Here is a 24,495-nt window from a genome sequence, read left to right on the forward strand (position 1 = left end):
GTCTCTAATCAGAACCGTCGCCGCTCATGCCTAAAACCCCGCTGGCCAATCGTCCCCACGACCACTCCCATTGCGTCCACAGCGCCCTGGCCGAGGCCGATGTGCTGTGCGCACGCAAAGGCCTGCGCCTGACCGCCCTGCGCCGACGAGTGCTGGAACTGGTCTGGCAGAGCCACAAGCCGCTGGGTGCCTACGACATTCTCGCGGTATTGAGCGAACAGGATGGTCGTCGAGCGGCGCCACCGACCGTGTACCGGGCCCTGGATTTTCTTCTGGAGAACAGCCTGGTGCACCGCATCGCCTCGCTCAACGCGTTCATCGGCTGCAGTCACCCGGAGCATGCCCACCAGGGGCAGTTCCTGATCTGCCGGGAGTGCCATGTGGCGATCGAACTGGAGCAGACCAGCATCAGCAACGCCATTGTCGCCAGTGCCAAGGACGTCGGCTTCAGCGTCGAGGCGCAAACCGTCGAAGTGGTCGGCTTGTGCGGCAACTGCCGGAGCGCCTGATGAGCAATGCGCTGATTCGCCTCGAACAGGTCGGCGTGGCTTTCTCCGGGCAAGCCGTACTCGACAGCATCGACCTGGCTGTGGAGCCTGGACAAATCGTCACCCTGATCGGCCCCAACGGGGCCGGTAAAACCACCCTCGTACGCGCCGTGCTCGGCCTGCTCAAGCCCCACACCGGCAAGGTCTGGCGCAAGCCTCGCCTGCGCATCGGCTACATGCCGCAGAAGCTGCACGTGGATGCCACCTTACCGCTGTCGGTCCTGCGTTTTCTGCGCCTGGTGCCAGGTGTCGACCGCGCCGCCGCCCTGAGTGCGTTGAAGGAAGTCGGTGCCGAACAGGTGATCGACAGCCCGATCCAGGGTATTTCCGGCGGTGAAATGCAGCGCGTACTGCTGGCCCGGGCACTGCTGCGCGAGCCTGAGCTGCTGGTGCTGGATGAACCGGTTCAAGGGGTCGACGTGGCCGGCCAGGCCGAGCTCTACAGCCTGATCACCCGCTTGCGCGACCGCCATGGCTGTGGCGTGCTGATGGTCTCCCACGACCTGCACCTGGTGATGAGCACCACTGACCAGGTGGTTTGCCTGAACCGCCACGTCTGCTGTTCCGGGCACCCGGAACAGGTCAGCGGCGATCCGGCCTTCGTTGAACTGTTCGGCAGCAATGCGCCAAGCCTGGCGATCTACCATCACCATCACGACCACGCCCACGACCTGCATGGCTCGGTGGTTACCCCGGCCCAAGGCGGGCACATACACGGAGAACACTGCAAGCATGGCTGATTTTCTGCTTTACGCCCTGCTCGCAGGCTTGGCCCTGGCCCTGGTCGCCGGCCCCTTGGGGTCATTCGTGGTCTGGCGGCGCATGGCCTATTTCGGCGACACCCTTTCGCATGCCGCACTACTGGGCGTGGCCCTGGGCTTCGTGCTGGATATCAGCCCGGCACTGGCGGTAACGGTCGGCTGCCTGTTGCTGGCAATCCTGCTGGTCACCCTGCAGCAGCGCCAACCGCTGGCGTCCGACACCCTGCTGGGTATTCTCGCCCCGAGCACCCTGTCCCTGGGCCTTGTGGTGCTGAGCTTCATGCGCGATGTGCGCATCGACCTGATGGCTTATCTGTTCGGTGATCTGCTGGCAATCAGCCCTGGTGACCTGGCCTGGATCCTCGGCGGCAGCGCCGCGGTGTTGCTGTTGCTGGTGGCGTTATGGCGCCCATTGCTGGCGGTGACCGTGCATGAAGAACTGGCAATGGTCGAAGGCCTGCCGGTGGCCGCGCTACGTCTGGCGCTGATGCTGCTGATCGCGGTGGTGATTGCCGTGGCCATGAAAATCGTCGGTGTGCTGCTGATCACCTCGCTGCTGATCATCCCGGCCGCTGCGGCGCAACGTCACGCTCGCTCTCCCGAGCAAATGGCGCTGGGCGCCAGCCTGCTGGGGATTACGGCAGTGTGTGGAGGGCTGGCACTGTCCTGGTTCAAGGACACCCCGGCCGGCCCCTCGATCGTGGTCTGCGCGGCAGTGCTATTCTTGCTGAGCCTGGCCTTGCCCCGGCGCTGACCGTCAGGGTGCAGCCGCGGCGGTTGCACCCTGCGACATTTAAATCACGCAGGGCCCTGAAGATTTATTCTCGAGTCTGCGGACTGGGTGTAGACTTGCTCGCTTTTTGCGCAAATAGAGAGTCGCAGGAATGAAGCCGTTCGCCTCCCGTTATCTGCTCCTTGCCGCGTTTTCGCTGATCCTCGCTGCGTGCTCCAGCACCCCGACCGATAACGCTGCCACGCCTGCTCAAGCCGATGCCTGGCAGCAGTTGGAGCAAAGCATCGCCAGCAGTGAGCTGGCCACCGCCGAAGATCAGCTGGCCGCGCTGCAAGCCCAGGCGCCCAATGACATCCGGGTCGAGCAGTACCAGCGGCAGCTGGCCGAAGCCTACCTGCAACGCAGCCAGATCGTTCTGCAAAAAGGTGACGTCAACGCTGCGGCCACCGCCCTGAGCCGTGCCCGTGCACTGATGCCCAAAGCTCCGGCATTAACCGGTGGCGTCAATGGCGCCATCGCCCAGGCCCGCAAGGCTGAACTGGACAAAGCCGAAGCGGCCCTCAAAGCGGCGGAAGCACGTCCTGCGGCCAAGCTTATCGACCCGACCGCAGCAAGCACCGTCGTGGCATTGAAAACCACCAATATTCGCGAAATGCGCAGGCAGCTGGATGACATCGCCACTGATGTAGTGAACTACCAGTGCGACGTGGTGTTCCAGGTACCACGCAAGGATGACGCCCCGTGGCTCAAGACACTATTGGGCAAGCGCGTTCATAAGCTCGACAGTGAATTCGCCCTGCAGCAATCCCACGAAATCCATCGCAACCAGCCTGCCCAGGCGGTTCTGATTCCGCGCCGTCCCTGAGTGAGTGGGTGGCGCACCCACCCGCCACCACGCCCGATACTGGCCGGGCTCGGCGAGCGTTCATTCAGGCTGACCACTGATCGCGCTATTCCCGTAGCATTGGTCAATTGCAAAATAAATGCTAAGAACCTCTATACGAACAGGCTAAAATGCGCGCCCCGGCTAACCGCTGACCCAAATTTCATGCGCCCCACAAGGTTCGCTACGTGATCGAGTTTCAAAATGTGCATAAAACCTACCGCGTTGCCGGTAGGGACATCCCCGCGCTGCACCCGACCAACCTGAGTGTCGAAAACGGCCAGGTGTTCGGACTGATCGGCCATTCCGGCGCCGGTAAAAGTACCCTGCTGCGCCTGATCAACCGCCTGGAAGCCCCAAGCGGCGGCAAGATCATCGTTGACGGTGAAGATGTCACCGCGTTCAACGCCAACGACCTGCGGCGCTTCCGCCAGCAAGTCGGGATGATCTTCCAGCACTTCAACCTGCTGGCGTCCAAAACCGTGGCCGACAACGTCGCGCTGCCACTGACCCTGGCCGGCGAGCTGTCGCGCAAGGAGATCGACACCCGGGTCAGCGAGCTGCTGGCCCGAGTTGGTCTGTCCGAACACGCGAAGAAGTATCCGGCACAGTTGTCCGGTGGCCAGAAGCAACGCGTCGGCATTGCCCGTGCTTTGGCGACCAAGCCGAAAATCCTGCTCTGCGACGAAGCCACCAGCGCACTCGATCCGCAGACCACTGCCTCGGTCCTGCAATTGCTGGCAGAGATCAACCGCGAACTGAAACTGACCATCGTGTTGATCACCCATGAAATGGACGTGATCCGCCGGGTCTGTGACCGGGTTGCGGTAATGGACGCCGGGCAGATCGTCGAACAGGGTCCGGTGGCCGATGTATTCCTGCATCCGCAACACCCGACCACCAAGCGTTTCGTCCAGGAAGACGAACAGATCGACGAGAACGAACAGCGCGACGACTTCGCCCATGTGCCGGGCCGCATCGTGCGCCTGACCTTCCAGGGCGACTCTACCTACGCGCCGTTGCTGGGCACCGTAGCCCGCGAAACGGGCGTGGACTACAGCATCCTCGCCGGCCGCATCGACCGTATCAAGGATACCCCGTATGGGCAGCTGACCCTGGCCGTCACTGGCGGCGACATGGTAGCGGCCTTCGCCCGCTTCACGGCGGCTGATGTTCATATGGAGGTACTGCGTTGATGGACGCCTTGAGTTTCTTTGCCAACGTCGACTGGGCCGAAATCTGGCTGGCGACTATCGACACCATGATCATGCTGTTCGGCTCGCTGTTCTTCACCGTGCTGCTCGGCCTGCCACTGGGTGTGCTGCTGTTCCTCTGCGGCCCGCGCCAGTTGTTCGAGCAGAAAGGCGTGTATGCGCTGCTGTCGCTGGTGGTCAACGTGCTGCGCTCGCTGCCGTTCATCATCCTGCTGATCGTGATGATTCCGTTCACCGTGCTGATCACCGGCACCTCGCTGGGCGTCGCCGGGGCAATCCCACCACTGGTGGTGGGGGCTACGCCGTTCTTCGCCCGTCTGGTGGAAACTGCCTTGCGTGAGGTTGATCGCGGCATTATCGAAGCGACCCAATCGATGGGCGCCACCACGCGCCAGATCATCACCAATGCCTTGCTGCCCGAGGCACGTCCGGGCATCTTCGCGGCGATCACCGTCACCGCCATTACCCTGGTGTCCTACACCGCCATGGCCGGTGTGGTGGGGGCGGGCGGCCTCGGTGACCTGGCGATCCGCTTCGGCTACCAACGTTTCCAGACCGACGTGATGGTGGTCACCGTAGTCCTGCTGCTGATACTGGTTCAAGTACTGCAGAGCGTGGGCGACAAACTGGTTGTGCATTTTTCCCGTAAGTAACCCCATGGGTCGGCAATGCCGACGCACCGGGGGCCGGATCGGCCCTCACAAGGAGTGATTTGATGAAAAAGCTGCTTGCTGTCGCCGCCGCCGTTGCGGCCTTCTCCGCTCAGGCCGAGAGCCTGACCGTTGCGGCTACCCCGGTGCCGCACGCCGAGATCCTCGAGTTCGTCAAACCGGCCCTGGCCAAAGAAGGCGTGGACCTGAAGGTGAAAGTCTTCACCGACTACATCCAGCCGAACGTGCAGGTTGCCGAGAAACGTCTGGACGCCAACTTCTTCCAGCACCAGCCGTACCTGGATGAGTTCAACAAGGCCAAGGGCACCAAGCTGGTCAGCGTTGCCGGTGTACACCTGGAGCCCCTGGGCGCCTATTCGAGCAAGTACAAGAAGCTCGATGAGCTGCCATCGACCGCCACCGTTGTCATCCCCAACGACGCCACCAACGGCGGCCGTGCCTTGCTGCTGCTGGATAAGGCGGGCGTGATCAAGCTCAAGGACAACACCAACATCCTCTCGACCGTCAAAGACATCGCCGAGAACAGCAAGAACCTGAAATTCCGTGAGCTGGAAGCGGCGACCATCCCGCGTGTGCTGACCCAGGTCGACCTGGCGCTGATCAACACCAACTACGCGCTGGAAGCCAAGCTGAACCCCGAGAAGGACGCACTGGTCATCGAAGGCAGCGACTCGCCGTACGTGAACATCCTGGTAACCCGTGAAGACAACAAGGATGCCGAGGCGGTGAAGAAGCTGGTTGCAGCCCTGCACACCCCGCAAGTGAAGAAGTTCATCGAAGAGAAGTACAAGGGCGCGGTCAAGCCGGCGTTCTGATTCAACATACTATCGCGGGGCAAGTCGGGTCGCCGCACCGCCGCTCCCACAGGTCCGGTGGGAGCAGGCTTGCCCCGCGATGCTTTCAGTCGCGCTTAAGCAACCCAGGCAACTGCGCCACCAGCTTCTGATTGTTGAACGGCGCACGAATAAAGCCACGCTGCTTGCCATCCGGCCCCAGCAGCGCCAGGTTGCCGCTGTGGTCAACCGTGTAGTTCGGTTTGCTGGTATCGGCCGGAATGAACGGAATACTCAGCGCATTGGCCAGCTTCTGCAGATTATCCAGTGAGCCGGTCAGGCCTCGGAAATCCTTGTCAAAGTAGCCCAGGTACTGCTGCAGCTGTGCCGGGGTATCGCGGTTCGGGTCGACACTCACCAACACCACTTGCAGCCGCTCCACGGCCTCTTTGGGCAGTTCGCTTTTCACCTGGCGCAATTGCGCCAGGGTGGTCGGACAAATGTCCGGGCAGAAGGTGTAGCCAAAGAACAGCAACGACCACTTGCCTTTGAGCTCGTCCACCGCCACGGCCTGACCTTTCTCGTCGGTCATCTCGATACTCGGCACCGTACGGCTCTGCGGCAGCAGGATGATGCCGGCATCGATCAGCTCGGTCGGATTGCCTTCACTGCGGCCATTGAGCACCTTGTTGATAGTAAGCCCGAGGATCACGGCGACCAGGGCAACGAGGATGAAGACGGTTTTCTGGGTTCGAGTCATAGGTTCAACAGTAGGTAGTGATCAACAAGCAGCGCGATGAACAGCATAAACAGGTACCCAATAGAGTACTTGAAGGTCTTGATCGCCGCGTGCGGCCGACTGCCACGGTACAACACCCAGGCCCATTGCAGGAAGCGTACGCCCAGTACCACGGCGCACACCAGGTAGAGCGGCCCGCTCATGTGAATGGCGTAGGGCAGCAGGCTCACTGCCAGCAACACCAGGGTGTAAAGCAGGATGTGCACCTTGGTGTAATGCTCGCCGTGGGTCACCGGCAACATCGGGATATCAGCCTTGGCGTACTCTTCCTTGCGGTGAATGGCCAGGGCCCAGAAATGCGGTGGGGTCCAGGCGAATATGATCAGTACCAGCAGCAGCGGCTCAGCACTGACGTGGCCGCTGACCGCCACCCACCCCAGCAGCGGTGGTGCCGCGCCAGCCAGTCCGCCAATAACGATGTTCTGCGGCGTGGCACGCTTGAGAAAGCCGGTATAGATCACCGCATAGCCCAGTAGCGAGGCCAGGGTCAGCCAGGCAGTGAGGGCATTGGTAAAGACCAGCAGCAAGACCATGCCCAGCAGCGCCAGCAGCAAGGCGAAGGTCAGGGCGGCTGCGGGCGCCACCCGGCCTTCAGCCAAGGGGCGTTTGTGCGTACGGGCCATCAACGCATCGATTCGCCGGTCCACCACGTGGTTGACCGCTGCGGCGCCACCGGCGCAGCAGGCAATGCCCAGGTTGCCGAACAGCAAGATGGTCCAGGGCACGCCAGCACGGGTGGCGAGAAACATGCCGACCAGGGAAGTGATGAGCATCAGTACCACTACCTTGGGCTTGGTCAGCTCCAGATAGTCGCGCCAACCGGCCTGGAGCCTGCGCTCGCTCAGAAGCGTCGCCATGAGTTATCTCCCAGATAATGAACGACAGCACCACTGCCCAGCGGTGTCAGGCGCCAGCCCTGGCTGACCCGGCGAACCTTGGCCTTGGCCACCAGGCGAATGCGGTAATTGACCAGCACCATGCACAGCAACAGCAGGCCCCCCCCGGCGTTATGCGCCACGGCCACTGGCAAGGGCAGGTGAAACAGCACATTGCTGATCCCCAGGCCGATCTGCACAGCCAACGCCAGCAACACCAGGCGCGCCAACTTGCCAAGGCCGTGGCGGTGCAGCTTCCAACTCAACATCAACAGCACGCAGGTCACCAGCAACGCGCCCATGCGGTGGCTGAGGTGGATGGCGGTGCGTGCATCACTGTCCAACTGCCCGCCCAGGTAGTTGGGACCGATGTGCTGGGTGAGATGAAAGCCGTTGGCGAAGTCTGCCTGTGGCCACCACTGGCCATGACAGGTGGGTAGATCGATACAGGCCACTGCCGCGTAGTTGGCGCTGACCCAACCGCCCAGGGTGATCTGGCCGATCACCACCAGCAACGCCAGCGCCGCCACCCGCCGCACGCTCAGCGGCAACTTGGGCAGGGGGGCGAATGCCCGCGACAAGCGCAGGCTCAGCAGGAATATCAGGCTCAAGGTGGCAAAGCCGCCTAATAGATGTGCAGTGACCACCTGCGGCCACAGTTTGAGGGTCACCGTCCACATGCCGAAAGCTGCCTGGGCGAGCACCACACCGAGCAGCAGCAGAGGCAGACGATAAGGCTGACCTTCGCGGCCATGGCGACGCCATGCCTGCCAGGCAAGCAGGCTGATAACCAATGCCAAAGTGCCGGCGAAGTAACGATGGACCATCTCGTTGCGGCCCTTGTGTTCCTCCACCGGCGTATCGGGGAAGTGCAGTTCGGCATGGGCCAGCTGGGCCTCGGTCTTGGGCACGCTGATGAAACCGTAGCAACCTGGCCAGTCCGGGCAGCCCAGGCCAGCATGGGTGAGGCGGGTATAGGCACCGAGCAGGACCACAACCAGTGCTAGCAGGGTGGCAAACACAGCAAGGCGAAATCCGGGTCTGGCCATGGTGATGTCCTAGCCGATGTTGGACAGTTTCAGCAGATGGCGCAGGTCATTGAGCAAGTCCTTGCCCTTGACCCTGGCGTCGTAGCGCAGCACCAGGTTGCCGTGGGGGTCGACGATCCACAGCTGCGCATCCTGCCTGCCCTGGCTCACCGCCTCGTACTTGCCCGGGTCCAGTGGATAGCGTTGCAGCTGTGGGTACTCACGCTCAAGTCGGGCCTGGTAGTCGGCAGTCAATGACCGGGTAGTCGCCAGCGCGTGGCTGGCGCGGCTGGCATCACGCCCCAGACCGATCTGGATTTGCCTGGCCAGGTACACCAGTTGCTGGCAGTCCAGCCCGCAGTCCTTGGGTGCGCTGACCAGTAACTGCCAGCGCTGCTCATCCGCACTGACCCCAAGGTCGGCACGGCTCTGGCCGGTAGCGATCATTTCGCCGTGATAGCTGCGGCTGTCGGGTACCCAGAACTGTAGCTTATACATGGCGGTGGCCAGCAGCATCGGGCCGAGGACCACCAGCAGGATCAGGATCAGTTGCAGACGCCCGCGAGCGCGCCCTGGCGGCGCCTTGCCTTCAGACATGTTGAGTGGACTCGTGACGGCTCCCATGCTGTTTCTCCTTGTTGTTATGCCAGCCGAAGTAGAAGTAGAGCAGGACCAATGCCAGCGCCAGGGCAAACCACTGCACGGCGTAGCCCAGGTGTTTTTCCGCCCCCATGGCGACCACCGGCCAGTCCAGCCGGTAGCTGGCCGGGCCCGGTTGCAGCCGTAATTCGTGAGAGAAACCTTGGCGGGACAGTTGCGACCAGAAATGGCTGGCATCAATGGCCGTCAGCAGCCGCGGCCAGCTACCGCCTTCAGGGTCGGCATGCAATTGAAAGGTGGCCCCGGGGACGACATACACCCAGGCATCCAGGCTCAACGTCTGTTCTGGGGTAGTGAACTGCACCGGGTTACGGCGGTCCGGCCAGGGTAACCATCCACGATTGACCAGCAACCAGAGCCCGCTGGCCTGGTCGAGAAAGGGCTGCAGTAGTTCGACGCCGACCTGGCCATCGCGCATGCGGTTGTCCAGCAACAGGCTGTGCTCTGCATCGAAATGACCGAACAGATGTACCCGGCGATACGCCGGGTCCTGTAGCCGAAGCAGCTGTGTGGCGGCAAACGCTTCGCCGGCCTGGCGCTCGGCATAACTGGCAAGTAGTTCACGCTTTTCCTGCGCGCGCGCCAATTGCCAGCAGCCCAGCGCAATCAGCCCGGGCAACAGCATCAGCACCACCAGGGTCGGCACCCAGCCTGGGCGAAATGGCTTCACCCGGTCACCCCATGGTCAGTCGCTATACTTAAGCTCATCGATGCATCCCCTCGGAGTTTCGCCATGCTGAAAGCTGCGATTGTCCTGATGCTGCTGGCCACCATCGCCAGCCTGTTCAGTGGCCTGTTCTTTCTGGTCAAGGACGACGGGCACTCCACACGTCTGCTCAAAGCCCTGACCGTCCGGGTCACACTCGCCGCGCTGACCCTGGCGCTGATCACCTGGGGCTTCTATAGCGGCCAGTTGGTGTCCCACGCGCCGTTCTGAACACGGCTACAGCACGTAAACGAAGATAAACAGCCCCACCCAGACCACATCGACAAAATGCCAGTACCAACTGGCCGCCTCGAAGCCGAAGTGTTTGTCCGGGTTGAAGTGCCCGCGCATGATCCGCACCAGCATCACAAACAGAATCAGGGTGCCCATGGTCACGTGGGCGCCATGAAACCCCGTGAGCATGAAGAAGGTCGCGCCATAGATACCCGAACCCAGGGTCAGGCCGAGTTCCGTGTAGGCCTCGTGATACTCGTAGGCCTGCAGTATCAGGAAGACGAGCCCAAGCACAATGGTCAGCCCCAGCCAGCATTTCAGTGCGCCACGGTGATCCTTGCGCAAGGCGTGGTGGGCGATGGTCACCGTGACGCTGGAGCTGACCAGCAGAATGGTGTTGATCAGCGGCAAGTGCCAGGGGTCGATGATGTCCTTGGGCGGCGGGAACAGTTTCGGGTCTGGGGTATTGAGCAAAGGCCAGGCAAACTCGAAGTTCGGCCACAGCATGTGCGTCACGCCCTTGGCGCCATCACCCCCCAACCAGGGCCCGGCCAGGTTACGCACATAAAACAGCGCACCGAAGAAAGCGATGAAGAACATCACCTCGGAAAAGATGAACCAGGACATGCCCCAGCGGAACGAGCGGTCAAGTTGCGGGCTGTAAAGCCCGGCATGGCTCTCCTTGACCACCGCGCCGAACCAGCCGAAGAGCATGTAGGCCAGGCACAGCGCACCGAAGAAGAAGATCCACGGCCCATAAGACTCGGGGCGCCCGGCCTTGAGGTCGTTGAACCAGGTGCCCAGGCCAAACACCGTGATGAACATGCCGACCGTGGCAATGATCGGCCACTTGCTTTGCGCCGGTACGTAATAGTGCTCATGCGAAGCCATTGAGTGTTCTCCTTATCGGGCGCCCTGTGTGTCATGGCCCGCCAGGTGTGCAACCGGCGGGTGGCGAGCGGTGATATCGAACAGCGTGTAAGCCAGCGTCAGGTGTTTCACGTCCTTGGGCAGGTCGCGGTCGACAATGAAGCGCACCGGCATCTCGATGCGTTCCCCCGGTTGCAGCACCTGTTGGGTAAAGCAAAAGCATTCAGTCTTGTGAAAGTACGCCGCCGCTTGCGCCGGGGTGATGCTCGGAATGGCCTGGGCGCTCATCGGCTTGTCCGTCGGATTACGGGCAACGAAGATCATCTGGTTGACCGCACCGGGATTGACGTCGATTTGATCGGCAGTGGAGTAAAACTCCCAGACCATGTCGCTGGCATTGGTCGACATGAACTGCACCTTTACCTTGCGGTCCGGGTCGCTGACCTGGCTGCCCTGGTATTGCCCACCCGTCTTGCCGTTGATGCCGAAGGCCTTGCACATCACGTCGTAGATCGGCACCAGGGCAAAGCCGAAGGCGAACATCACCACGGTCAGCAGCATCAGCCGCAACACCAGGCGTTTGAGCGAGATCCCTTCACTCATTGGCTGATCCTCCGGCGTTCGCCGTTCATTTCACTTCCGGTGGGGTCTGGAAGGTGTGATAGGGCGCCGGTGACGGCACCGACCACTCCAATCCTTCGGCACCGTCCCAGGGTTTGGCCGGTGCCGGGGCGCCACCGCGAATGCACTTGATGACGATGAACAGGAAGAAAATCTGCGTGGCGCCAAAGATGAAAGCGCCTATCGACGAGACCATATTGAAGTCGGCGAACTGCAGGTTGTAGTCCGGAATCCTGCGCGGCATGCCGGCAAGGCCGACAAAGTGCATCGGGAAAAAGGCCAGGTTCATGCCGATGAACGACAACCAGAAATGCAGCTTGCCCAGGGTTTCGTCATACATGTGCCCGGTCCATTTCGGTAGCCAGTAATAGGCCGAGGCAAAAATCCCGAAGATCGCCCCAGGCACCAGTACGTAGTGGAAGTGGGCAACCACAAAGTAGGTATCGTGGTACTGGAAGTCCGCCGGGGCGATGGCCAGCATCAACCCGGAGAAGCCGCCGATGGTGAACAGGATGACGAAGGCAATGGCGAACAGCATCGGCGTCTCGAAGGTCAGCGAGCCTTCCCACATGGTGCTGACCCAGTTGAACACCTTCACCCCGGTTGGCACCGCGATCAGCATGGTGGCGTACATGAAAAACAGCTCGCCGACCACCGGGATACCGACCACGAACATATGGTGGGCCCAGACAATGAAGGACAGGAAGGCAATCGAACCGGTGGCGTAGACCATCGAGGTATAGCCGAACAGCGGCTTGCGCGAGAACGCCGGGATGATCGCACTGACCGCGCCGAACGCCGGCAGGATCATGATGTACACCTCGGGATGGCCGAAGAACCAGAACACATGCTGGAACAACACCGGATCACCGCCACCGGCAGCACTGAAGAAGCTGGTGCCAAAGTGGATGTCCATCAGCATCATGGTCACCACACCGGCCAGCACCGGCATCACCGCGATCAACAAGAACGCAGTAATCAGCCAGGTCCAGACGAACAGCGGCATCTTCATCAGGGTCATGCCCGGGGCACGCAGGTTGAGGATGGTGGCGATGACGTTGATCGCGCCCATGATCGAGCTGATGCCCATAAGATGGATGGCGAAGATGAAAAAGGTCACGCTTTCCGGTGCGTAGGTGGTCGATAGTGGCGCGTAGAACGTCCAGCCGAAATTGGGCCCGCCAGCAGGGCTGAACAGGGTCGAAATCAGCAGCGCAAAGGCTGCCGGCAGCAACCAGAAGCTGAAGTTGTTCATCCGCGGCAAAGCCATGTCTGGCGCGCCGACCATCAGCGGGATCATCCAGTTGGCCAGGCCGACGAAGGCAGGCATCACCGCGCCGAAGACCATGATCAGGCCGTGCATGGTGGTCATCTGGTTGAAGAATTCCGGCTGGACGATCTGCAGGCCGGGCTGGAACAGCTCGGCGCGGATCACCATGGCGAAGGAGCCGCCGAGCAGGAACATGATGAAGCTGAACCACAGGTACAGGGTGCCGATGTCTTTGTGGTTGGTGGTCAGCACCCAGCGCATCAGGCCCTTGGCCGGTCCGTGGGCGTGCTCATGGCCGGCATGAACGTGATCGTCGATCGCTGCACTCATGTCCACTCTCCCGGTATCCGGTGAACGCTCGATGGGCTGGTTCATTTGCTTTCCACCTGTTTGATCGCCAGCACGTCTTTTGGCGTGACCATGTCGCCTTTGTTGTTGCCCCAGGCGTTGCGTTCGTAGGTCACGACCGCGGCGATATCCACTTCCGACAGCTGCTTGCCGAACGCGGCCATGGAGGTGCCCGGCTTGCCGTGGAAAACCAGGTTCAAGTGCTCTTCCTTGGGCCCGGTGGCGATCTTCGAGCCCTTGAGCGCCGGGAACATCGGCGGCAGGCCCTGGCCTTCGGCCTGGTGACAGGCCACGCAGGCGGTGTGATAAACCTTGTCACCGCGCTCGACCAACTCCTGCAGGGTCCATTCCTTGCTGGTCAGCTCCTTGAGCTTGGCTGCCTCAGCCTTGCGCTCAGCAAGCCAGGTGTCGTAATCAGCCTTGGCCTTGACCTCCACCACCACCGGCATGAAGCCGTGGTCCTTGCCGCACAGCTCAGTGCACTGGCCGCGGTAGATGCCCGGCTTCTCGACCCGCGTCCAGGCCTCGTTGACGAAGCCGGGAATGGCGTCACGCTTGACCGCAAAGGCCGGCACCCACCAGGAGTGGATAACGTCAGCGGCCGTCACCAGAAAGCGCACCTTGGCCCCCACCGGCAACACCAGCGGCTGGTCGACTTCGAGCAGGTAATGCTCGTCTTTGGGGGCTTGGTTGTGGATCTGCTCGGCGGGGGTGGCCAGGTTGCTGAAGAACTCGACGTCCTGGCCCAGGTATTTGTAATGCCACTTCCACTGGTAGCCGGTGACCTGGATATCCACATCCGACTCACTGGCATCGTAGATATCGATCAGGGTCTTGGTCGCCGGAATGGCCATGGCCACCAGGATCAGGAACGGTACTACCGTCCACATGATCTCGACCCAGGTGTGCTCGTGGAAATTCGCCGGCTGCTGGCCGGTGGAACGACGGTGGATGATCATCGACCAGAACATCGCGCCAAAGACCACCAGGCCGATGATCACGCAGATCCAGAAGATGGTCATGTGCAGGTCGAACACTGCGTTGCTGACTTCAGTCGCCCCTGGCGCCATGTTCACGGTCCAGGCGGCGTTGGCCTGACCGAATACCGACCACAACAGGAGGCCCATCCAGACGTGTGGATGTCGCATCATTGCGGGTTCCCCTTATCGTTCTTGTTATCCCGGAGGCGTGGACCTACGGCTAAGGGTACGGTGGTCAAGACTGCGAACTTCGACGACCGAGCCCCTGCGAACTGCAGTCGGGCCTCATCAGCGAATCACTTTCAAACCGGAGTATAGACAGCGACCTCGACCACGCAACGCGATAACAGAATTCAAACAGGCGCAGTTGAACGTTTGCGCGCCAAGCCGCGGTTTAACTGGCGCGAGGGCATGATGATGGTATTTGTATATAACTATTAACTATAAGTGTGTAGCGATTATGCCAAATACGTCTTAGCGGTTTACAGAACCGAGCTACCTTATGTCTTCCGTTTGTCACGCCTTTACCCTGGAGTTGTCATGAACATCGCCGCTTTGCGCGAGCAGATCACCCGTGCCCATCAACATGAGACCGAAACCGGCCAACTGAAAGAGCAACTCATCAAACAACTGCCGCACCTGCATCCTTCGATCCAGCTGCCGGAAATCGACGCCCAAGGCGCGTTGGCCCGTTTCGTCAGCGCCTACATCGAACAGGTTCCGGAAATGCTCGAGGCGGCCAATGAAGTCGCCCGTGAAGCCGGTATCGAATCGCAGATCAAGCCAGTGCTGAAAATCGCTGAACAATATTTCCTGCAACCGCCAGCCATCACCAACCCCCATCTGGGCCTGGGATGCCTGCTGGACGAAGCCTACCTGGCGCACCGCCTGGTGGAAGAAGTGAACGACCTGTACATCAAGCACTTCCAGCAGCCGCTAATCCCGCTGGACACCACCGTGGCCAACCTGATCGCTCACCAACTGATCGGCGAAGAATTCGCCAACCAGCTGGATGAAGTGGTGCACCACTCGGTGGATGAGATGCTTAATGAAGAGAGCTTTGCCCTGGAGTCGGTCGAGCAATACCGCGACAAACTCAGCAGCCCGGACACAGGCGCCGCGTGGAAGCGCTGGCCTTGCCTGTCGCGGCAGTTGGGTGTGGGGCTGGAGCTGGATCAGTCGGCTTGACCAATATTAATTGTGGGCGGATAAATCCGCCCCACGAATCGGGGCAGAAATACTTAGTAGCGCCCTCTCGGTGTTGCGCAAGGGATTGGCTGGCCTGCGGCCAGGGGCAGGAAACTGTCGCTGGCGGCGTCGTAGGCCTCGATCTGGCTGGTTTCGATGTCATAGATCCAGCCGTGGATGAACAGCTGACCGGCCGCCAGGCGCGAGGCCACCGAAGGGTGGGTACGCAGGTGGTGCAACTGGGCAATGACGTTTTCCTTGGTCAGCACCTGCATGCTTTCATGCTCGCTACCACAGGAACAGTTGTCCTCGACCACCGTGCGGGCGACCTCAGCATGGCGTAGCCAGGCCTTCACGGTTGGCATCTTCTCGAGGCTCTGAGGGTTGAGCACCGCACGCATGGCACCGCAATCGGAGTGCCCACAAACAATGATGTGGTGTACGCCGAGGGCCAGGACGGCGTACTCGATGGCCGTGGACACACCGCCGTTCATCTGCCCGTAGGGCGGCACAACGTTACCCACGTTGCGGGTGACGAACAGGTCGCCGGGGGAGCTCTGGGTAATCAGCTCGGGCACGATGCGTGAATCGGCACACGTGATGAACATCGCACGAGGCTTTTGTGCAGTGGTGAGTTTCTTGAACAACTCCTGCTGCTCAGGAAAGACATCGTGGTGAAACCGCAGGAAGCCGTCGACTATATGCTTCAGGGCGGCATCGGCGCTCTCGGCGGGTGTTTCCGGAACGGCCTTGGATGGGTCCTTGACGGGCATGATTCATCCTCTTTGACGGTTTAGGTTAAGTCCATGTTACCGGGTTGATGATTTGAACAGCGCATGTCATTTGGATGAATTGTGCGCGCCAACAATCACATCAGTTGTTGGCTGAATTTTTACGCTACTCGGCAGAATGAAATCAGAGCAGTGACATCTGCCCGCCAGGAGGACAAAAGGCAGTGCAATCAAGCGAATAGCCTTTGCGCTGGTTAAGCCCGAGACGGCGAATCGCCTTGCTGAATCGCTGCGCCAGCAACTCGGCAAATACCCCTTCGCCGCGCATGCGCGCACCAAAGCGGCTGTCGTACAACTCGCCGCCGCGGCTCTGGCGGATCAGGCTCAGGACATGATTGGCCCGTTGCGGGTAATGATCCTGCAACCATTGCTCAAACAGTGGCGCCACCTCCAGTGGCAGACGCAGCATCATGTAAGCAGCGCTCAGGGCACCATTGGCCTTGGCGGCCTCCAGCAGATGCTCCAGCTCGCTGTCGTTGATCATCGGGATCATCGGCGAGCACAAAACCCCAACTGGAATGCCTGCTTCGCTCAGCACCCGGATCGCCCGCAGCCGTGCCTTGGGCGCTGCAGCGCGTGGCTCCAGGGTGCGCTTGAGCTCGTCGTCGAGGGTAGTCAGGCTGATCATCACCGCCACCAGGCGCTGCTGCGCCAGCTCGGCGAGCAGGTCCAGGTCGCGCAAGATCAGCGAGCCCTTGGTGACGATGGTTACCGGATGGCGATAGCGCAGCAGCACTTCCAGCAGACGCCGGGTCAGCTTCTGTTCGCGCTCGATAGGCTGGTAAGGATCGGTATTGGAGCCCAGGTTGATCGGCGCACAGACATAGCCCGGCTTGCTCAGTTGCTGTTCGAGCACCGCAGCGGCATTAGTCTTGGCGATCAGCTTGGTTTCGAAATCCAGCCCGGGGGACAAGTCCCAATAGGCGTGACTGGGGCGTGCATAGCAGTAGATACAACCATGCTCACAGCCACGGTAAGGATTGATCGAGCGGTCGAAGGGCAGGTCGGGGGAGTTGTTGCGGGTGATGATGCTTTTGGCGGTCTCGATGCGCACCTCAGTGCCCTGAGTCAGCGGTACTTCCTGGTACCAACCATCATCCTCGGCCACCGATCGGTTGGGGGCGAAGCGGTTGTGGGGGTTACTGATGGTGCCACGCCCACGCAGCGGTCCTTGAGGAGTGAACATTGAAAGAATCCCCGCACACTGTTTGCATATACAGTACACGGGGTACTTTTACCTTTCCAGTACCGCTTAGCAGTCACAGGCACCCGTGGGTTAGGCGTCGTTGACGATAGATTCTGCACGGCCAAAGAAAGCCTGAATGGACGCCGGCATTGGTCGCGATGCCCCTGGTGCCAACGGGGCGCCGCGACAGCCTTACTCGGCCGGTTTCTTCAGCTTGGGATTGGGGAAAAACTGCACCGTCTGCACCTTGGCTTCGGCTGGTTTGACCTCGACCTTGTTGACTCGGGTGCCCAGCTCTTTTGGCACCGACAACCCTTGTTCGTTGAGGGTATCGGAGAACCCGCAAGCCACGCACTCACGGTGCGGAACGCTGTCTTCGCTCCACATCATCAGCTTGTCCGGCTCGCTGCACGCCGGGCAGACCGCCCCGGCGATAAAGCGTTTTTTCGTTATCACAGGCCCATCACTCATGCCGCCACTTCCTCACTCAGGCCACAGTGGCGCAAGAGTGCATCGATTGACGGCTCACGGCCACGGAAGTCGACGAACAGCAGCATCGGCTCCTGGGAACCGCCGCGCGCCAGGATCGCTTCACGGAAGGCGCGACCGGTTTCAGCGTTGAGCACGCCTTCTTCCTCAAAACGCGAGAAAGCATCGGCCGAGAGCACTTCAGCCCACTTGTAGCTGTAGTAACCCGCGGCATAACCACCGGCGAAGATATGCGCAAAGCTGTTGGGGAAGCGGTTGTACGCCGGTGGACGCATGACCGAAACCTCGTCGCGGATGCCTTCGAGCACTTCCAGTACGCTACGGCCGTCGCCATGGCTGGCATGCAGTTCGAAGTCGAACAGGGAAAATTCCAGCTGGCGGACCATCATCAGTCCGGACTGGAAGTTCTTCGCCGCCAGCATCTTCTCCAGCAGGTCCTGAGGCAGGGCTGCAGCCGTTTCGTAATGAGCGGAGATCAGCGCCAGGCCTTCAGGCTCCCAGCACCAGTTTTCCATGAACTGGCTTGGCAGCTCCACAGCATCCCAGGCCACGCCGTTGATCCCGGAGACACCGGCATGCTCGATGCGGGTCAGCAGGTGATGCAGGCCATGGCCAAACTCGTGGAACAGGGTGGTGACTTCATCGTGGGTCAGCAGCGCCGGCTTGCCGGGGGCTGCCGGGGTGAAGTTGCACACCAGGTTGGCCACAGGGCTCTGCAGGACGCCAGCTTCGGTACGGCGACGGTCGCGGGCGCCGTCCATCCAGGCCCCGCCACGCTTGTTGGCGCGGGCATAAAGGTCGAAGAAGAAGCGCCCGACGTGATGGCCATGCTCCTTGATTTCGAACAGGCGCACGTCCGGATGCCAGGTGTCGAAGCCTTTGAGCTCGGCGATCTCGATGCCGTACAGGCGCTGGACGATGGCGAACAGGCCGGACAGCACCTTGTCGATGGGGAAGTAGGCACGCAACGTTTCCTGGGAAACGCTGTAACGCTGCTCACGGAGTTTTTCACCGTAGAAACCGCTGTCCCAGCTCTGCAGGTCCGGGCAGCCCTGCTCGGCGGCATAAGCCTTGAGCTGGGCCAGGTCCTGGACGGCGAACGGTTTGCTGCGCTTGGCCAGATCACGCAGGAAGCTCAGTACCTGGTCGCTGGACTCGGCCATTTTGGTCGCCAGGCTCAGCTCGGCGAAGTTGGTGTAACCGAGCAATTCGGCCAGTTCCTGGCGCAGATCGAGGATCTCGCGCATCACCGGGCCGTTGTCGAACTGACCGGCATTGGCGCCCTGATCGGAGGCGCGGGTGCAGTAAACAGCGTAGATCTCTTCGCGCAGGGCGCGGTCTTCGGCGTAGGTCATCACCGCGTAGTAGCTGGGGAATTCCAGGCTGATCAGCCAACCGTCGAGGCCCTTGGCCTGGGCAGCAGCAGCCATCTGCGCCTTGGCCGAATCAGTCAGACCAGCCAGCGCGGCTTCGTCGGTGATGTGCTTGGTCCAGGCTTGAGTGGCGTCGAGCAACTGATTGGAGAACCGGCTGCCCAGCTCGCTGAGCTTGCTCTGCACTTGCGCGTAACGCTGCTGCTGATCGGCCGGCAGGTCGATACCCGACAGGCGGAAGTCACGCAGGGCGTGTTCGAGAATAGTCTTTTGCGCGATATCGAAGCCCGCGGCTTCAGGGCTGGCGATCAGCGCTTCGTACGCTTGGAACAGCTCTCGGTTCTGACCAAGTTCCGTGGCATACGCGCTCAATGCCGGCAGGCAGGCCTCGTAGGCTTCGCGCAACTCGGCGCTGTTGCACACGGCGTTGAGGTGGCTGACCGGGCTCCAGGCAGCACCGAGGCGGTCGTTGAGTTCGTCCATGGCCAGCACCAGACCGGCCCAGCTTGGCTTCTGGCCCTGGGTCTTGAGGATTTCGGCAATCGCTGTACGGTTGTCGGCCAGGATCTGTTCAATCGCCGGCTGCACATGCTCGGCACGGATCGCCGAGAAGGGCGGCAAGTCATAAGACTGCAGTAGCGGGTTGTTCGCACTCACGGTTAAACACCTTGGCAGAAGAAACACTGGACCATCTTAATTACAATCGGCGCCGACCGCAGCCCTATCAACAGCAAAGAGAATCCCTATCATGGCCATCCGCAGCTTCCAGAACCATTCACCGCGCTTGGCCGAGCGCGCTTTCGTGGACCGCAGCGCCGTGGTGCTGGGTGATGTCGAGATTGGCGTGGACAGCTCGGTCTGGCCACTGACGGTGATCCGCGGCGATATGCACCGAATCCGCATCGGCGCACGCACCAGCGTGCAGGATGGCAGCGTACTGCATATTACCCACGCCGGCCCTTTCAATCCTGATGGCTTCCCGCTGCTGATCGGCGACGACGTGACCATCGGCCACAAGGTGATGTTGCATGGCTGCACCCTGGGCAACCGGATCCTGGTGGGCATGGGCAGCACTATCATGGACGGCGCGGTGGTCGAAGACGAAGTGATCATCGGTGCTGGCAGCCTGGTCCCGCCGGGCAAACGCCTGGAAAGCGGCTTTCTCTATGTCGGTAGTCCGGTCAAACAGGCCCGCGCCCTGACCGAAAAGGAACGTGCATTCTTTCCCTACAGTGCCAGCAACTACGTGAAACTCAAAGACCAGCACCTGGCCGAAGGCTACCACCTGCCTGAGTGAACGCACCTAAAGCCCTTATCGAGACAGCCATGCACCAGCAAAATATCCTCTTCGACCTCGACGGTACCCTGACCGACCCGCGCCTGGGCATCACCCGCTCGATCCAGTACGCCCTGGCCAAGCTCGGCATCGATGAGCCGGACCTGGCGCGCCTGGAGCACTTCATCGGCCCACCGCTGCTGCAGGCGTTCATGCAGTTCTACGGGTTCGACGAGGCCACGGCCTGGCAGGCAGTAAACTTCTACCGTGAGCGTTTCAAGGTCACCGGGCTGTACGAGAACCTGGTCTTCGACGGCGTCCAACCACTGCTCGAAGCCTTGAACGGGCAGGGCAGGACGCTGTACATCGCCACCTCCAAACCCTGGGAGTTCGCTCGCGAGATTGCCCGTCATTTCCAATTCGATCATCACTTCAAGGTGATCTACGGTAGCGAGCTTGATGGCACGCGTACCAACAAGGTCGAGCTGATCGCTCACCTGCTTGCCGAAGAATCGCTGGACCCGGCCCGAACGCTAATGATCGGCGACCGCAAGCACGATCTGATCGGTGCCCGCAGCAATGGCCTTGAGGCCGTTGCAGTGGGTTATGGCTTTGGTAGCCATGAGGAACTGACGGCAGAACAGCCGGCTTATCACTTTGCGACCCTGAGTGAGTTGCATCAGGCGTTTCTGCGGGCTTGAGGGCCGCTCGATGCTTTTCAAGGCCTGATGCCGCTGCTCCAGTGGCATCCCCCCCAAGGTTTCGACCCGCTCATAAAACACCTCCCAATCCCCACCCACCTGGGCAAACAATGCCGCAAAGGCTGGCACCCACTGGTCATACAAACCAAAGGGCAGCAGCTTGGCGTTGTTCATCGGGGCATTGATCCAGGCGTCATACCGCCCTTTGCCGCCCCACTGGCCATCACGCAGGGCCCGATAATCTCGACGCAAGCGCTCGAACTCGGCGTGTTTGCCCGCGCGTTTACCTGATTCGGTAAGCGCCGCCGCATACAGTGCCTTGAGCCGTTCCCGGCTGGCCAACACCAACGCGACGAACTGCTCGCGTTGCTGGCTATCGTCCTCTGTGTGCGCCGGTAAGCCACGAGCCACACGCCATTGTCGAGCACCTTCCTGCTCGACAAATGTGGCAAAGGACTCATTGAAAGCCGTGTCGTCCTGCACATACAGCCGTTGATGCGCCAGCTCATGGAAAATAACGCTAGCCAGACGCTCATCGCCCCAACCGAGCATGGAGCTGAGAATCGGGTCATCGAACCAGCCCAGGGTCGAATAGGCTTCCACGCCCCCGACATAGACATCCAGCCCCTGCAGTTTCTGCAGCGCCGCCGCACCGCGAGCAGCGCCCTGGCTGTAGTAGCCGCGATAAGCAACGCAACCGGCGATCGGGAAGCAATGGGTCTGGGGTTCGAGGGAAAACTCCGGGGTGGCGAACACATTCCAGACAACAAAAGGTCGGCCAATGTCGGCAAAGACCCGGTAGCTGCGGTTGTCCGGCAGCTTGAGGTGCGCACTGGCGAAGGCACGAGCCTGCTCGGCCTGGAGCAGGTGCTGGCGCAATTTTTCCGGGGTGGTTGGCTCCGCTAGCAACTCGGCCAGCGGTTTTCGGGCCTGCAGCAGTTGCAACTGTCCACTGGCCAATTGCCCGTAGTAACCGATGCTGGAACAACCGTTGAGCAGCCCGAACGCCAACAAGGGAACCAAGTAGCGGAAAAAGTGGTCGAGAACCCCATGACTTGAGCGCATTAAAAGAAATAGTCGAAGCATCCGCGTCCCGTCATCCGCTCAAGAGCTCATCAGCGCCAAGACTATCCTGCCCGGCTGGAGTTTTGCCATGCGTACACTGCTTGTCATCAGCGGTATTCTGCTTCTGTCCGGCTGTGCCGGGTTACCTCGTCCCGACCCCAACCAGGCCTGGATCGAACTTGCGCCCGGCCAGGACGATACCTTGCATGCCATGGAAGTGGACGACCGGGCCTGGACTGATAGGCGCTATTTCCAAGTGCCGCCCGGCAGCCACGAGCTGACGGTGCGCTACCTGTTCCCGGTGACACCGAGCAATATCGGCCCGGTCAGCGAACCGCTGTGGCGCGATTGCCAACTGAATGTGAAGTTCAAGGATTTCAATGCCGGACAACGTTATCAGCTCGAAGCCGGCAGCATCGGCTTTCGCCCCTGGGCCAAGCTGTATGATGAGCAGCGCAATCTGCTCAGCAAAGGACTACCGGCGGGCTGCCAACGCACCTGATAGCGCGAATGGCGCTATGCTTGTGCTTTGTAGCTTGCAAGCGGGAGTTTGCCATGCGCCAGCCAATGATGCTGATTGCCCTCAGTACCCTGGGGGCTTGCGCCAGCCCCTTGCCGCCAGTCGATAACAAGCAGGCCTGGGTCGATCTCTACACCATGACCCCCGGAAAATTGCTGATGGCCGACCGCCTGGATGGCGAGCGCCTCAACGACGGGCGCTTCTTCCAGGTCACGCCGGGAAAACACGAGCTGACCGTACGCTTCGATTTCGAGGTGTATTCCGGTGGTTTCTCGGTCGATCCGGTGGAGCGCACCTGCTACCTGAAAGTGCGCTACGACCACTTCGAAGCCGGCCAGCGCTATCGCCTCGAAGCCCGGGCGCCAGCGATGCAGCCCAGCGCCTATCTCTACGACGCTCAGCGCAAGATCGTCGCAGAAGAAGCCAACGATATTTTCTGCGTGCCCTGACGCCTAGCGATCATTCTTCTGATAGATGATCTTCTTGGTGCCATTCTCACAGCTGCCGACCACCATGTTCTGGTCGTGGACATCCTCGTTCTTGACGATTTCCAGGGTATAGGAGCTCACATTATTGGCCTGGATCTTCGCTTCGATCTCGGCCTTGAGCTCTTCGCAACTCTTCGGCGCGGCCAACGCAGAGGTCGCCAGCAGCGAAGCCAGCACAGCGATTGCAACACGGGTCATGGGGACAGCTCCTTGTGACGGCAGCGATTGTGCCGACACCTATTTGACCACAAGCGGGTAGCCCGGTTCTGCCTCCCGCCCTTGCGCCAGCAAGTTCAGTTCGATTGCACCCCAGGCATTGAATCCTCAGGATGTGCCCATACAGAGTTGAAAAGGCTCAGGCTCAATGCCGAGCAAACGACTGCCCAGGAGGCTCAACAGCCCATGAAGCGACTTGCGGACATCAAATTTTCCACCCTCGACCTGGTACCGGTTCGCGCCGACGGCAACCCGGCGCAGTCCCTGCGCAATTCGCTAGACTTGGCGCAGCATGTGGAAAAATTCGGCTACAACCGCTTCTGGGTCGCCGAACATCACAACATGGACGGCATCGCCAGCTCGGCCACCGCGGTACTGCTCGGTTACCTGGCCGGTGGCACTTCGACCATCCGCGTCGGCGCCGGTGGCGTCATGTTGCCCAACCATGCTCCGCTGGTGATTGCCGAGCAGTTTGGCACGCTGGAAAGCCTCTACCCCGGTCGTATTGACCTGGGTCTGGGACGTGCGCCAGGTTCAGATCAGATGACTGCCCGGGCCCTGCGGCGCGAACGTTCCGGCAGTGCTGACGATTTTCCCGATGATGTGGAAGAGCTGGCGCGCTACCTCGGCCCACGGACCCCGGATCAGAAAGTCATCGCCGTGCCCGGCCATGGCACCGAAGTACCGATCTGGCTGCTCGGTTCCAGCCTGTTCAGCGCCCAGCTGGCCGGCATGCGCGGCCTGCCCTATGCTTTTGCCTCGCACTTCGCCCCGCGCTACATGCACGAGGCCATTCGCACCTATCGCAACCACTTCCAGCCTTCGGCGGTGCTCGACAAACCGTATGTGATGTTGGGAGTGCCGTTGGTCGCGGCCGACACCGACGAGCAGGCCAACTACCTGGCGACCTCGGTGTATCAGCGTATTCTCGCCCTGATGCGCGGCCAGAGCCTGGTACAACGGCCACCTGTGGAAAGCATGGACGGCCTGTGGTTGCCCCATGAGCGCGAGGCGGTGGGAAGCTTCCTGGGTCTGGCGATGGTCGGCGGGCCCGAGAAGATCCGCGCCAAACTCGACGTCTTGCTGGAACAGACTCAGGCAGACGAGCTGATCTTCACCTGTGACCTGTATGAGCATGCGGACCGGATTCGGTCCTATGAGTTGCTGGCGCAGGTTATGCGCGGGAACTGATGGCCTCATTGCGGGGCAAGCCCGCTCCACCTGTGGG

28 protein-coding genes and 1 pseudogene are annotated in these 24,495 nt (G+C 61.0%); 14 read left to right on the plus strand and 15 right to left on the minus strand.

From position 1 onward, the window contains the following. Positions 1 to 26 precede the first annotated feature (26 nt). The 7 genes from zur (at position 27) to ACRESH_RS11425 (ending at position 5,625) form a co-directional block, all read left to right on the plus strand. Positions 27 to 509, plus strand: a complete 483-nt coding sequence (gene zur / locus ACRESH_RS11395; protein WP_038605245.1) for a zinc uptake transcriptional repressor Zur — start codon at positions 27 to 29, stop codon at positions 507 to 509. Next, the gene (gene znuC, locus ACRESH_RS11400; RefSeq protein ID WP_431742091.1) at positions 509 to 1,288 is read left to right on the plus strand and encodes a zinc ABC transporter ATP-binding protein ZnuC; all 780 of its coding nucleotides are present in this window, start codon (positions 509 to 511) and stop codon (positions 1,286 to 1,288) included. The genes zur and znuC overlap by 1 nt, the downstream gene beginning before the upstream one ends. Then, positions 1,281 to 2,063: a zinc ABC transporter permease subunit ZnuB gene (gene znuB, locus ACRESH_RS11405; RefSeq protein WP_431742092.1), complete on the plus strand. Its 783-nt coding sequence runs from the start codon at positions 1,281 to 1,283 to the stop codon at positions 2,061 to 2,063. Before znuC ends, znuB begins: the two co-directional genes overlap by 8 nt. Before the next feature lie 130 nt (positions 2,064 to 2,193). Then, positions 2,194 to 2,907, plus strand: a complete 714-nt coding sequence (locus ACRESH_RS11410) for a PA5502 family lipoprotein (RefSeq protein WP_431742093.1) — start codon at positions 2,194 to 2,196, stop codon at positions 2,905 to 2,907. A 206-nt stretch (positions 2,908 to 3,113) separates the two neighbouring features. Next, the gene (locus tag ACRESH_RS11415) at positions 3,114 to 4,121 is read left to right on the plus strand and encodes a methionine ABC transporter ATP-binding protein (RefSeq protein WP_431742094.1); all 1,008 of its coding nucleotides are present in this window, start codon (positions 3,114 to 3,116) and stop codon (positions 4,119 to 4,121) included. Then, positions 4,121 to 4,792, plus strand: a complete 672-nt coding sequence (locus ACRESH_RS11420) for a methionine ABC transporter permease (protein WP_038605236.1) — start codon at positions 4,121 to 4,123, stop codon at positions 4,790 to 4,792. The genes ACRESH_RS11415 and ACRESH_RS11420 overlap by 1 nt, the downstream gene beginning before the upstream one ends. Positions 4,793 to 4,854: 62 nt before the next feature. Further along, the gene (locus ACRESH_RS11425) at positions 4,855 to 5,625 is read left to right on the plus strand and encodes a MetQ/NlpA family ABC transporter substrate-binding protein (RefSeq protein WP_431742095.1); all 771 of its coding nucleotides are present in this window, start codon (positions 4,855 to 4,857) and stop codon (positions 5,623 to 5,625) included. 85 nt (positions 5,626 to 5,710) lie between these two features. Here the strand turns inward: ACRESH_RS11425 and ACRESH_RS11430 are convergent, their stop codons facing one another. From ACRESH_RS11430 to ACRESH_RS11450, 5 genes are read right to left on the minus strand one after another with little or no spacing between them, the layout of a single operon-like run. Continuing rightward, complete coding sequence (locus ACRESH_RS11430) at positions 5,711 to 6,343, minus strand: SCO family protein (RefSeq protein ID WP_431742096.1); 633 nt, start codon at positions 6,341 to 6,343, stop codon at positions 5,711 to 5,713. Next, positions 6,340 to 7,239 (minus strand): heme o synthase, encoded by a 900-nt coding sequence (gene cyoE / locus ACRESH_RS11435; protein ID WP_431742097.1) that lies wholly within the window; start codon positions 7,237 to 7,239, stop codon positions 6,340 to 6,342. The genes ACRESH_RS11430 and cyoE overlap by 4 nt, the downstream gene beginning before the upstream one ends. Then, entirely contained in the window at positions 7,224 to 8,306 is a 1,083-nt protein-coding gene (locus ACRESH_RS11440) for a COX15/CtaA family protein (RefSeq protein ID WP_431742098.1), read from the minus strand. The genes cyoE and ACRESH_RS11440 overlap by 16 nt, the downstream gene beginning before the upstream one ends. 9 nt (positions 8,307 to 8,315) lie before the next feature. Then, on the minus strand, positions 8,316 to 8,909 hold the full coding sequence (locus ACRESH_RS11445) for a hypothetical protein (RefSeq protein WP_431742099.1): 594 nt from the start codon (positions 8,907 to 8,909) through the stop codon (positions 8,316 to 8,318). Beyond that, positions 8,875 to 9,615: an SURF1 family protein gene (locus ACRESH_RS11450; RefSeq protein ID WP_431742100.1), complete on the minus strand. Its 741-nt coding sequence runs from the start codon at positions 9,613 to 9,615 to the stop codon at positions 8,875 to 8,877. Before ACRESH_RS11450 ends, ACRESH_RS11445 begins: the two co-directional genes overlap by 35 nt. 63 nt (positions 9,616 to 9,678) lie before the next feature. On the opposite strand from ACRESH_RS11450, the gene ACRESH_RS11455 reads away from it, so the two are divergent. After that, on the plus strand, positions 9,679 to 9,882 hold the full coding sequence (locus ACRESH_RS11455) for a twin transmembrane helix small protein (protein ID WP_028942629.1): 204 nt from the start codon (positions 9,679 to 9,681) through the stop codon (positions 9,880 to 9,882). A 6-nt stretch (positions 9,883 to 9,888) separates the two neighbouring features. Here the strand turns inward: ACRESH_RS11455 and ACRESH_RS11460 are convergent, their stop codons facing one another. The 4 genes from ACRESH_RS11460 to coxB are packed head-to-tail and all read right to left on the minus strand — an operon-like array spanning position 9,889 to position 14,145. Next, the gene (locus ACRESH_RS11460) at positions 9,889 to 10,776 is read right to left on the minus strand and encodes a cytochrome c oxidase subunit 3 (protein WP_431742101.1); all 888 of its coding nucleotides are present in this window, start codon (positions 10,774 to 10,776) and stop codon (positions 9,889 to 9,891) included. A gap of 12 nt (positions 10,777 to 10,788) precedes the next feature. Continuing rightward, positions 10,789 to 11,358: a cytochrome c oxidase assembly protein gene (locus tag ACRESH_RS11465; protein ID WP_431742102.1), complete on the minus strand. Its 570-nt coding sequence runs from the start codon at positions 11,356 to 11,358 to the stop codon at positions 10,789 to 10,791. 25 nt (positions 11,359 to 11,383) lie between these two features. Then, positions 11,384 to 12,976 (minus strand): cytochrome c oxidase subunit I, encoded by a 1,593-nt coding sequence (gene ctaD, locus ACRESH_RS11470; RefSeq protein WP_431742155.1) that lies wholly within the window; start codon positions 12,974 to 12,976, stop codon positions 11,384 to 11,386. Between the two features lie 41 nt (positions 12,977 to 13,017). Next, on the minus strand, positions 13,018 to 14,145 hold the full coding sequence (gene coxB / locus ACRESH_RS11475; protein ID WP_431742103.1) for a cytochrome c oxidase subunit II: 1,128 nt from the start codon (positions 14,143 to 14,145) through the stop codon (positions 13,018 to 13,020). A 369-nt stretch (positions 14,146 to 14,514) separates the two neighbouring features. On the opposite strand from coxB, the gene ACRESH_RS11480 reads away from it, so the two are divergent. Beyond that, a complete protein-coding gene (locus tag ACRESH_RS11480) occupies positions 14,515 to 15,162 on the plus strand; it encodes a hypothetical protein (protein ID WP_431742104.1) in 648 nt (215 codons plus the stop codon). A gap of 53 nt (positions 15,163 to 15,215) precedes the next feature. On the opposite strand, the gene ACRESH_RS11485 is transcribed toward ACRESH_RS11480, so the two are convergent. The 4 genes from ACRESH_RS11485 to prlC form a co-directional block, all read right to left on the minus strand. Then, complete coding sequence (locus ACRESH_RS11485; RefSeq protein ID WP_431742105.1) at positions 15,216 to 15,935, minus strand: carbonic anhydrase; 720 nt, start codon at positions 15,933 to 15,935, stop codon at positions 15,216 to 15,218. A gap of 142 nt (positions 15,936 to 16,077) precedes the next feature. Beyond that, positions 16,078 to 17,139: a PA0069 family radical SAM protein gene (locus ACRESH_RS11490; protein ID WP_431742106.1), complete on the minus strand. Its 1,062-nt coding sequence runs from the start codon at positions 17,137 to 17,139 to the stop codon at positions 16,078 to 16,080. Between the two features lie 192 nt (positions 17,140 to 17,331). After that, positions 17,332 to 17,610 carry a YheV family putative zinc ribbon protein gene (locus ACRESH_RS11495; RefSeq protein ID WP_038605199.1) on the minus strand — a complete coding sequence of 93 codons (279 nt, stop codon included), beginning with the start codon at positions 17,608 to 17,610 and terminating at the stop codon, positions 17,332 to 17,334. Next, positions 17,607 to 19,658, minus strand: a complete 2,052-nt coding sequence (gene prlC, locus ACRESH_RS11500; RefSeq protein WP_431742107.1) for an oligopeptidase A — start codon at positions 19,656 to 19,658, stop codon at positions 17,607 to 17,609. Before prlC ends, ACRESH_RS11495 begins: the two co-directional genes overlap by 4 nt. Before the next feature lie 91 nt (positions 19,659 to 19,749). Here prlC and ACRESH_RS11505 point away from each other — a divergent pair, with 91 nt between their 5' ends. After that, positions 19,750 to 20,298 (plus strand): gamma carbonic anhydrase family protein, encoded by a 549-nt coding sequence (locus tag ACRESH_RS11505; RefSeq protein ID WP_431742108.1) that lies wholly within the window; start codon positions 19,750 to 19,752, stop codon positions 20,296 to 20,298. Positions 20,299 to 20,327: 29 nt separating this feature from the next. Continuing rightward, a complete protein-coding gene (locus tag ACRESH_RS11510; protein ID WP_431742109.1) occupies positions 20,328 to 20,978 on the plus strand; it encodes an HAD family hydrolase in 651 nt (216 codons plus the stop codon). Positions 20,979 to 20,987: 9 nt separating this feature from the next. Here the strand turns inward: ACRESH_RS11510 and ACRESH_RS11515 are convergent. Continuing rightward, positions 20,988 to 22,064, minus strand: a pseudogene (locus ACRESH_RS11515) (aminopeptidase); the annotation flags it as partial. 67 nt (positions 22,065 to 22,131) lie between these two features. Here ACRESH_RS11515 and ACRESH_RS11520 point away from each other — a divergent pair. Next, positions 22,132 to 22,545 carry a hypothetical protein gene (locus ACRESH_RS11520; RefSeq protein ID WP_431742110.1) on the plus strand — a complete coding sequence of 138 codons (414 nt, stop codon included), beginning with the start codon at positions 22,132 to 22,134 and terminating at the stop codon, positions 22,543 to 22,545. Between the two features lie 53 nt (positions 22,546 to 22,598). Next, a complete protein-coding gene (locus ACRESH_RS11525; RefSeq protein WP_431742111.1) occupies positions 22,599 to 23,012 on the plus strand; it encodes a hypothetical protein in 414 nt (137 codons plus the stop codon). A 3-nt stretch (positions 23,013 to 23,015) separates the two neighbouring features. On the opposite strand, the gene ACRESH_RS11530 is transcribed toward ACRESH_RS11525, so the two are convergent. Next, positions 23,016 to 23,249 carry a DUF1161 domain-containing protein gene (locus ACRESH_RS11530; RefSeq protein ID WP_431742112.1) on the minus strand — a complete coding sequence of 78 codons (234 nt, stop codon included), beginning with the start codon at positions 23,247 to 23,249 and terminating at the stop codon, positions 23,016 to 23,018. A gap of 204 nt (positions 23,250 to 23,453) precedes the next feature. Between ACRESH_RS11530 and ACRESH_RS11535 the strand changes: the two genes are divergently transcribed. Then, positions 23,454 to 24,458, plus strand: a complete 1,005-nt coding sequence (locus tag ACRESH_RS11535) for an LLM class flavin-dependent oxidoreductase (RefSeq protein ID WP_431742113.1) — start codon at positions 23,454 to 23,456, stop codon at positions 24,456 to 24,458. Positions 24,459 to 24,495 lie beyond the last annotated feature (37 nt).

Source organism: Pseudomonas sp., from assembly GCF_050739775.1.
In the GTDB taxonomy this organism is placed as follows: Bacteria; Pseudomonadota; Gammaproteobacteria; order Pseudomonadales; family Pseudomonadaceae; genus Aquipseudomonas.

Excerpts from the sequence above, each read along its gene's own strand:
- zur (WP_038605245.1), top strand. The coding sequence starts at position 27 with ATGCCTAAAACCCCGCTGGCCAATCGTCCCCACGACCACTCCCATTGC.
- znuC (WP_431742091.1), top strand. The coding sequence starts at position 509 with ATGAGCAATGCGCTGATTCGCCTCGAACAGGTCGGCGTGGCTTTCTCC.
- znuB (WP_431742092.1), top strand. The coding sequence starts at position 1,281 with ATGGCTGATTTTCTGCTTTACGCCCTGCTCGCAGGCTTGGCCCTGGCC.
- ACRESH_RS11410 (WP_431742093.1), top strand. The coding sequence starts at position 2,194 with ATGAAGCCGTTCGCCTCCCGTTATCTGCTCCTTGCCGCGTTTTCGCTG.
- ACRESH_RS11420 (WP_038605236.1), top strand. The coding sequence starts at position 4,121 with ATGGACGCCTTGAGTTTCTTTGCCAACGTCGACTGGGCCGAAATCTGG.
- ACRESH_RS11425 (WP_431742095.1), top strand. The coding sequence starts at position 4,855 with ATGAAAAAGCTGCTTGCTGTCGCCGCCGCCGTTGCGGCCTTCTCCGCT.
- ACRESH_RS11430 (WP_431742096.1), bottom strand. The coding sequence starts at position 6,343 with ATGACTCGAACCCAGAAAACCGTCTTCATCCTCGTTGCCCTGGTCGCC.
- cyoE (WP_431742097.1), bottom strand. The coding sequence starts at position 7,239 with ATGGCGACGCTTCTGAGCGAGCGCAGGCTCCAGGCCGGTTGGCGCGAC.
- ACRESH_RS11440 (WP_431742098.1), bottom strand. The coding sequence starts at position 8,306 with ATGGCCAGACCCGGATTTCGCCTTGCTGTGTTTGCCACCCTGCTAGCA.
- ACRESH_RS11445 (WP_431742099.1), bottom strand. The coding sequence starts at position 8,909 with ATGGGAGCCGTCACGAGTCCACTCAACATGTCTGAAGGCAAGGCGCCG.
- ACRESH_RS11455 (WP_028942629.1), top strand. The coding sequence starts at position 9,679 with ATGCTGAAAGCTGCGATTGTCCTGATGCTGCTGGCCACCATCGCCAGC.
- ACRESH_RS11460 (WP_431742101.1), bottom strand. The coding sequence starts at position 10,776 with ATGGCTTCGCATGAGCACTATTACGTACCGGCGCAAAGCAAGTGGCCG.
- ACRESH_RS11465 (WP_431742102.1), bottom strand. The coding sequence starts at position 11,358 with ATGAGTGAAGGGATCTCGCTCAAACGCCTGGTGTTGCGGCTGATGCTG.
- ctaD (WP_431742155.1), bottom strand. The coding sequence starts at position 12,976 with ATGAGTGCAGCGATCGACGATCACGTTCATGCCGGCCATGAGCACGCC.
- coxB (WP_431742103.1), bottom strand. The coding sequence starts at position 14,145 with ATGATGCGACATCCACACGTCTGGATGGGCCTCCTGTTGTGGTCGGTA.
- ACRESH_RS11480 (WP_431742104.1), top strand. The coding sequence starts at position 14,515 with ATGAACATCGCCGCTTTGCGCGAGCAGATCACCCGTGCCCATCAACAT.
- ACRESH_RS11485 (WP_431742105.1), bottom strand. The coding sequence starts at position 15,935 with ATGCCCGTCAAGGACCCATCCAAGGCCGTTCCGGAAACACCCGCCGAG.
- ACRESH_RS11490 (WP_431742106.1), bottom strand. The coding sequence starts at position 17,139 with ATGTTCACTCCTCAAGGACCGCTGCGTGGGCGTGGCACCATCAGTAAC.
- ACRESH_RS11495 (WP_038605199.1), bottom strand. The coding sequence starts at position 17,610 with ATGAGTGATGGGCCTGTGATAACGAAAAAACGCTTTATCGCCGGGGCG.
- ACRESH_RS11505 (WP_431742108.1), top strand. The coding sequence starts at position 19,750 with ATGGCCATCCGCAGCTTCCAGAACCATTCACCGCGCTTGGCCGAGCGC.
- ACRESH_RS11510 (WP_431742109.1), top strand. The coding sequence starts at position 20,328 with ATGCACCAGCAAAATATCCTCTTCGACCTCGACGGTACCCTGACCGAC.
- ACRESH_RS11520 (WP_431742110.1), top strand. The coding sequence starts at position 22,132 with ATGCGTACACTGCTTGTCATCAGCGGTATTCTGCTTCTGTCCGGCTGT.
- ACRESH_RS11525 (WP_431742111.1), top strand. The coding sequence starts at position 22,599 with ATGCGCCAGCCAATGATGCTGATTGCCCTCAGTACCCTGGGGGCTTGC.
- ACRESH_RS11530 (WP_431742112.1), bottom strand. The coding sequence starts at position 23,249 with ATGACCCGTGTTGCAATCGCTGTGCTGGCTTCGCTGCTGGCGACCTCT.
- ACRESH_RS11535 (WP_431742113.1), top strand. The coding sequence starts at position 23,454 with ATGAAGCGACTTGCGGACATCAAATTTTCCACCCTCGACCTGGTACCG.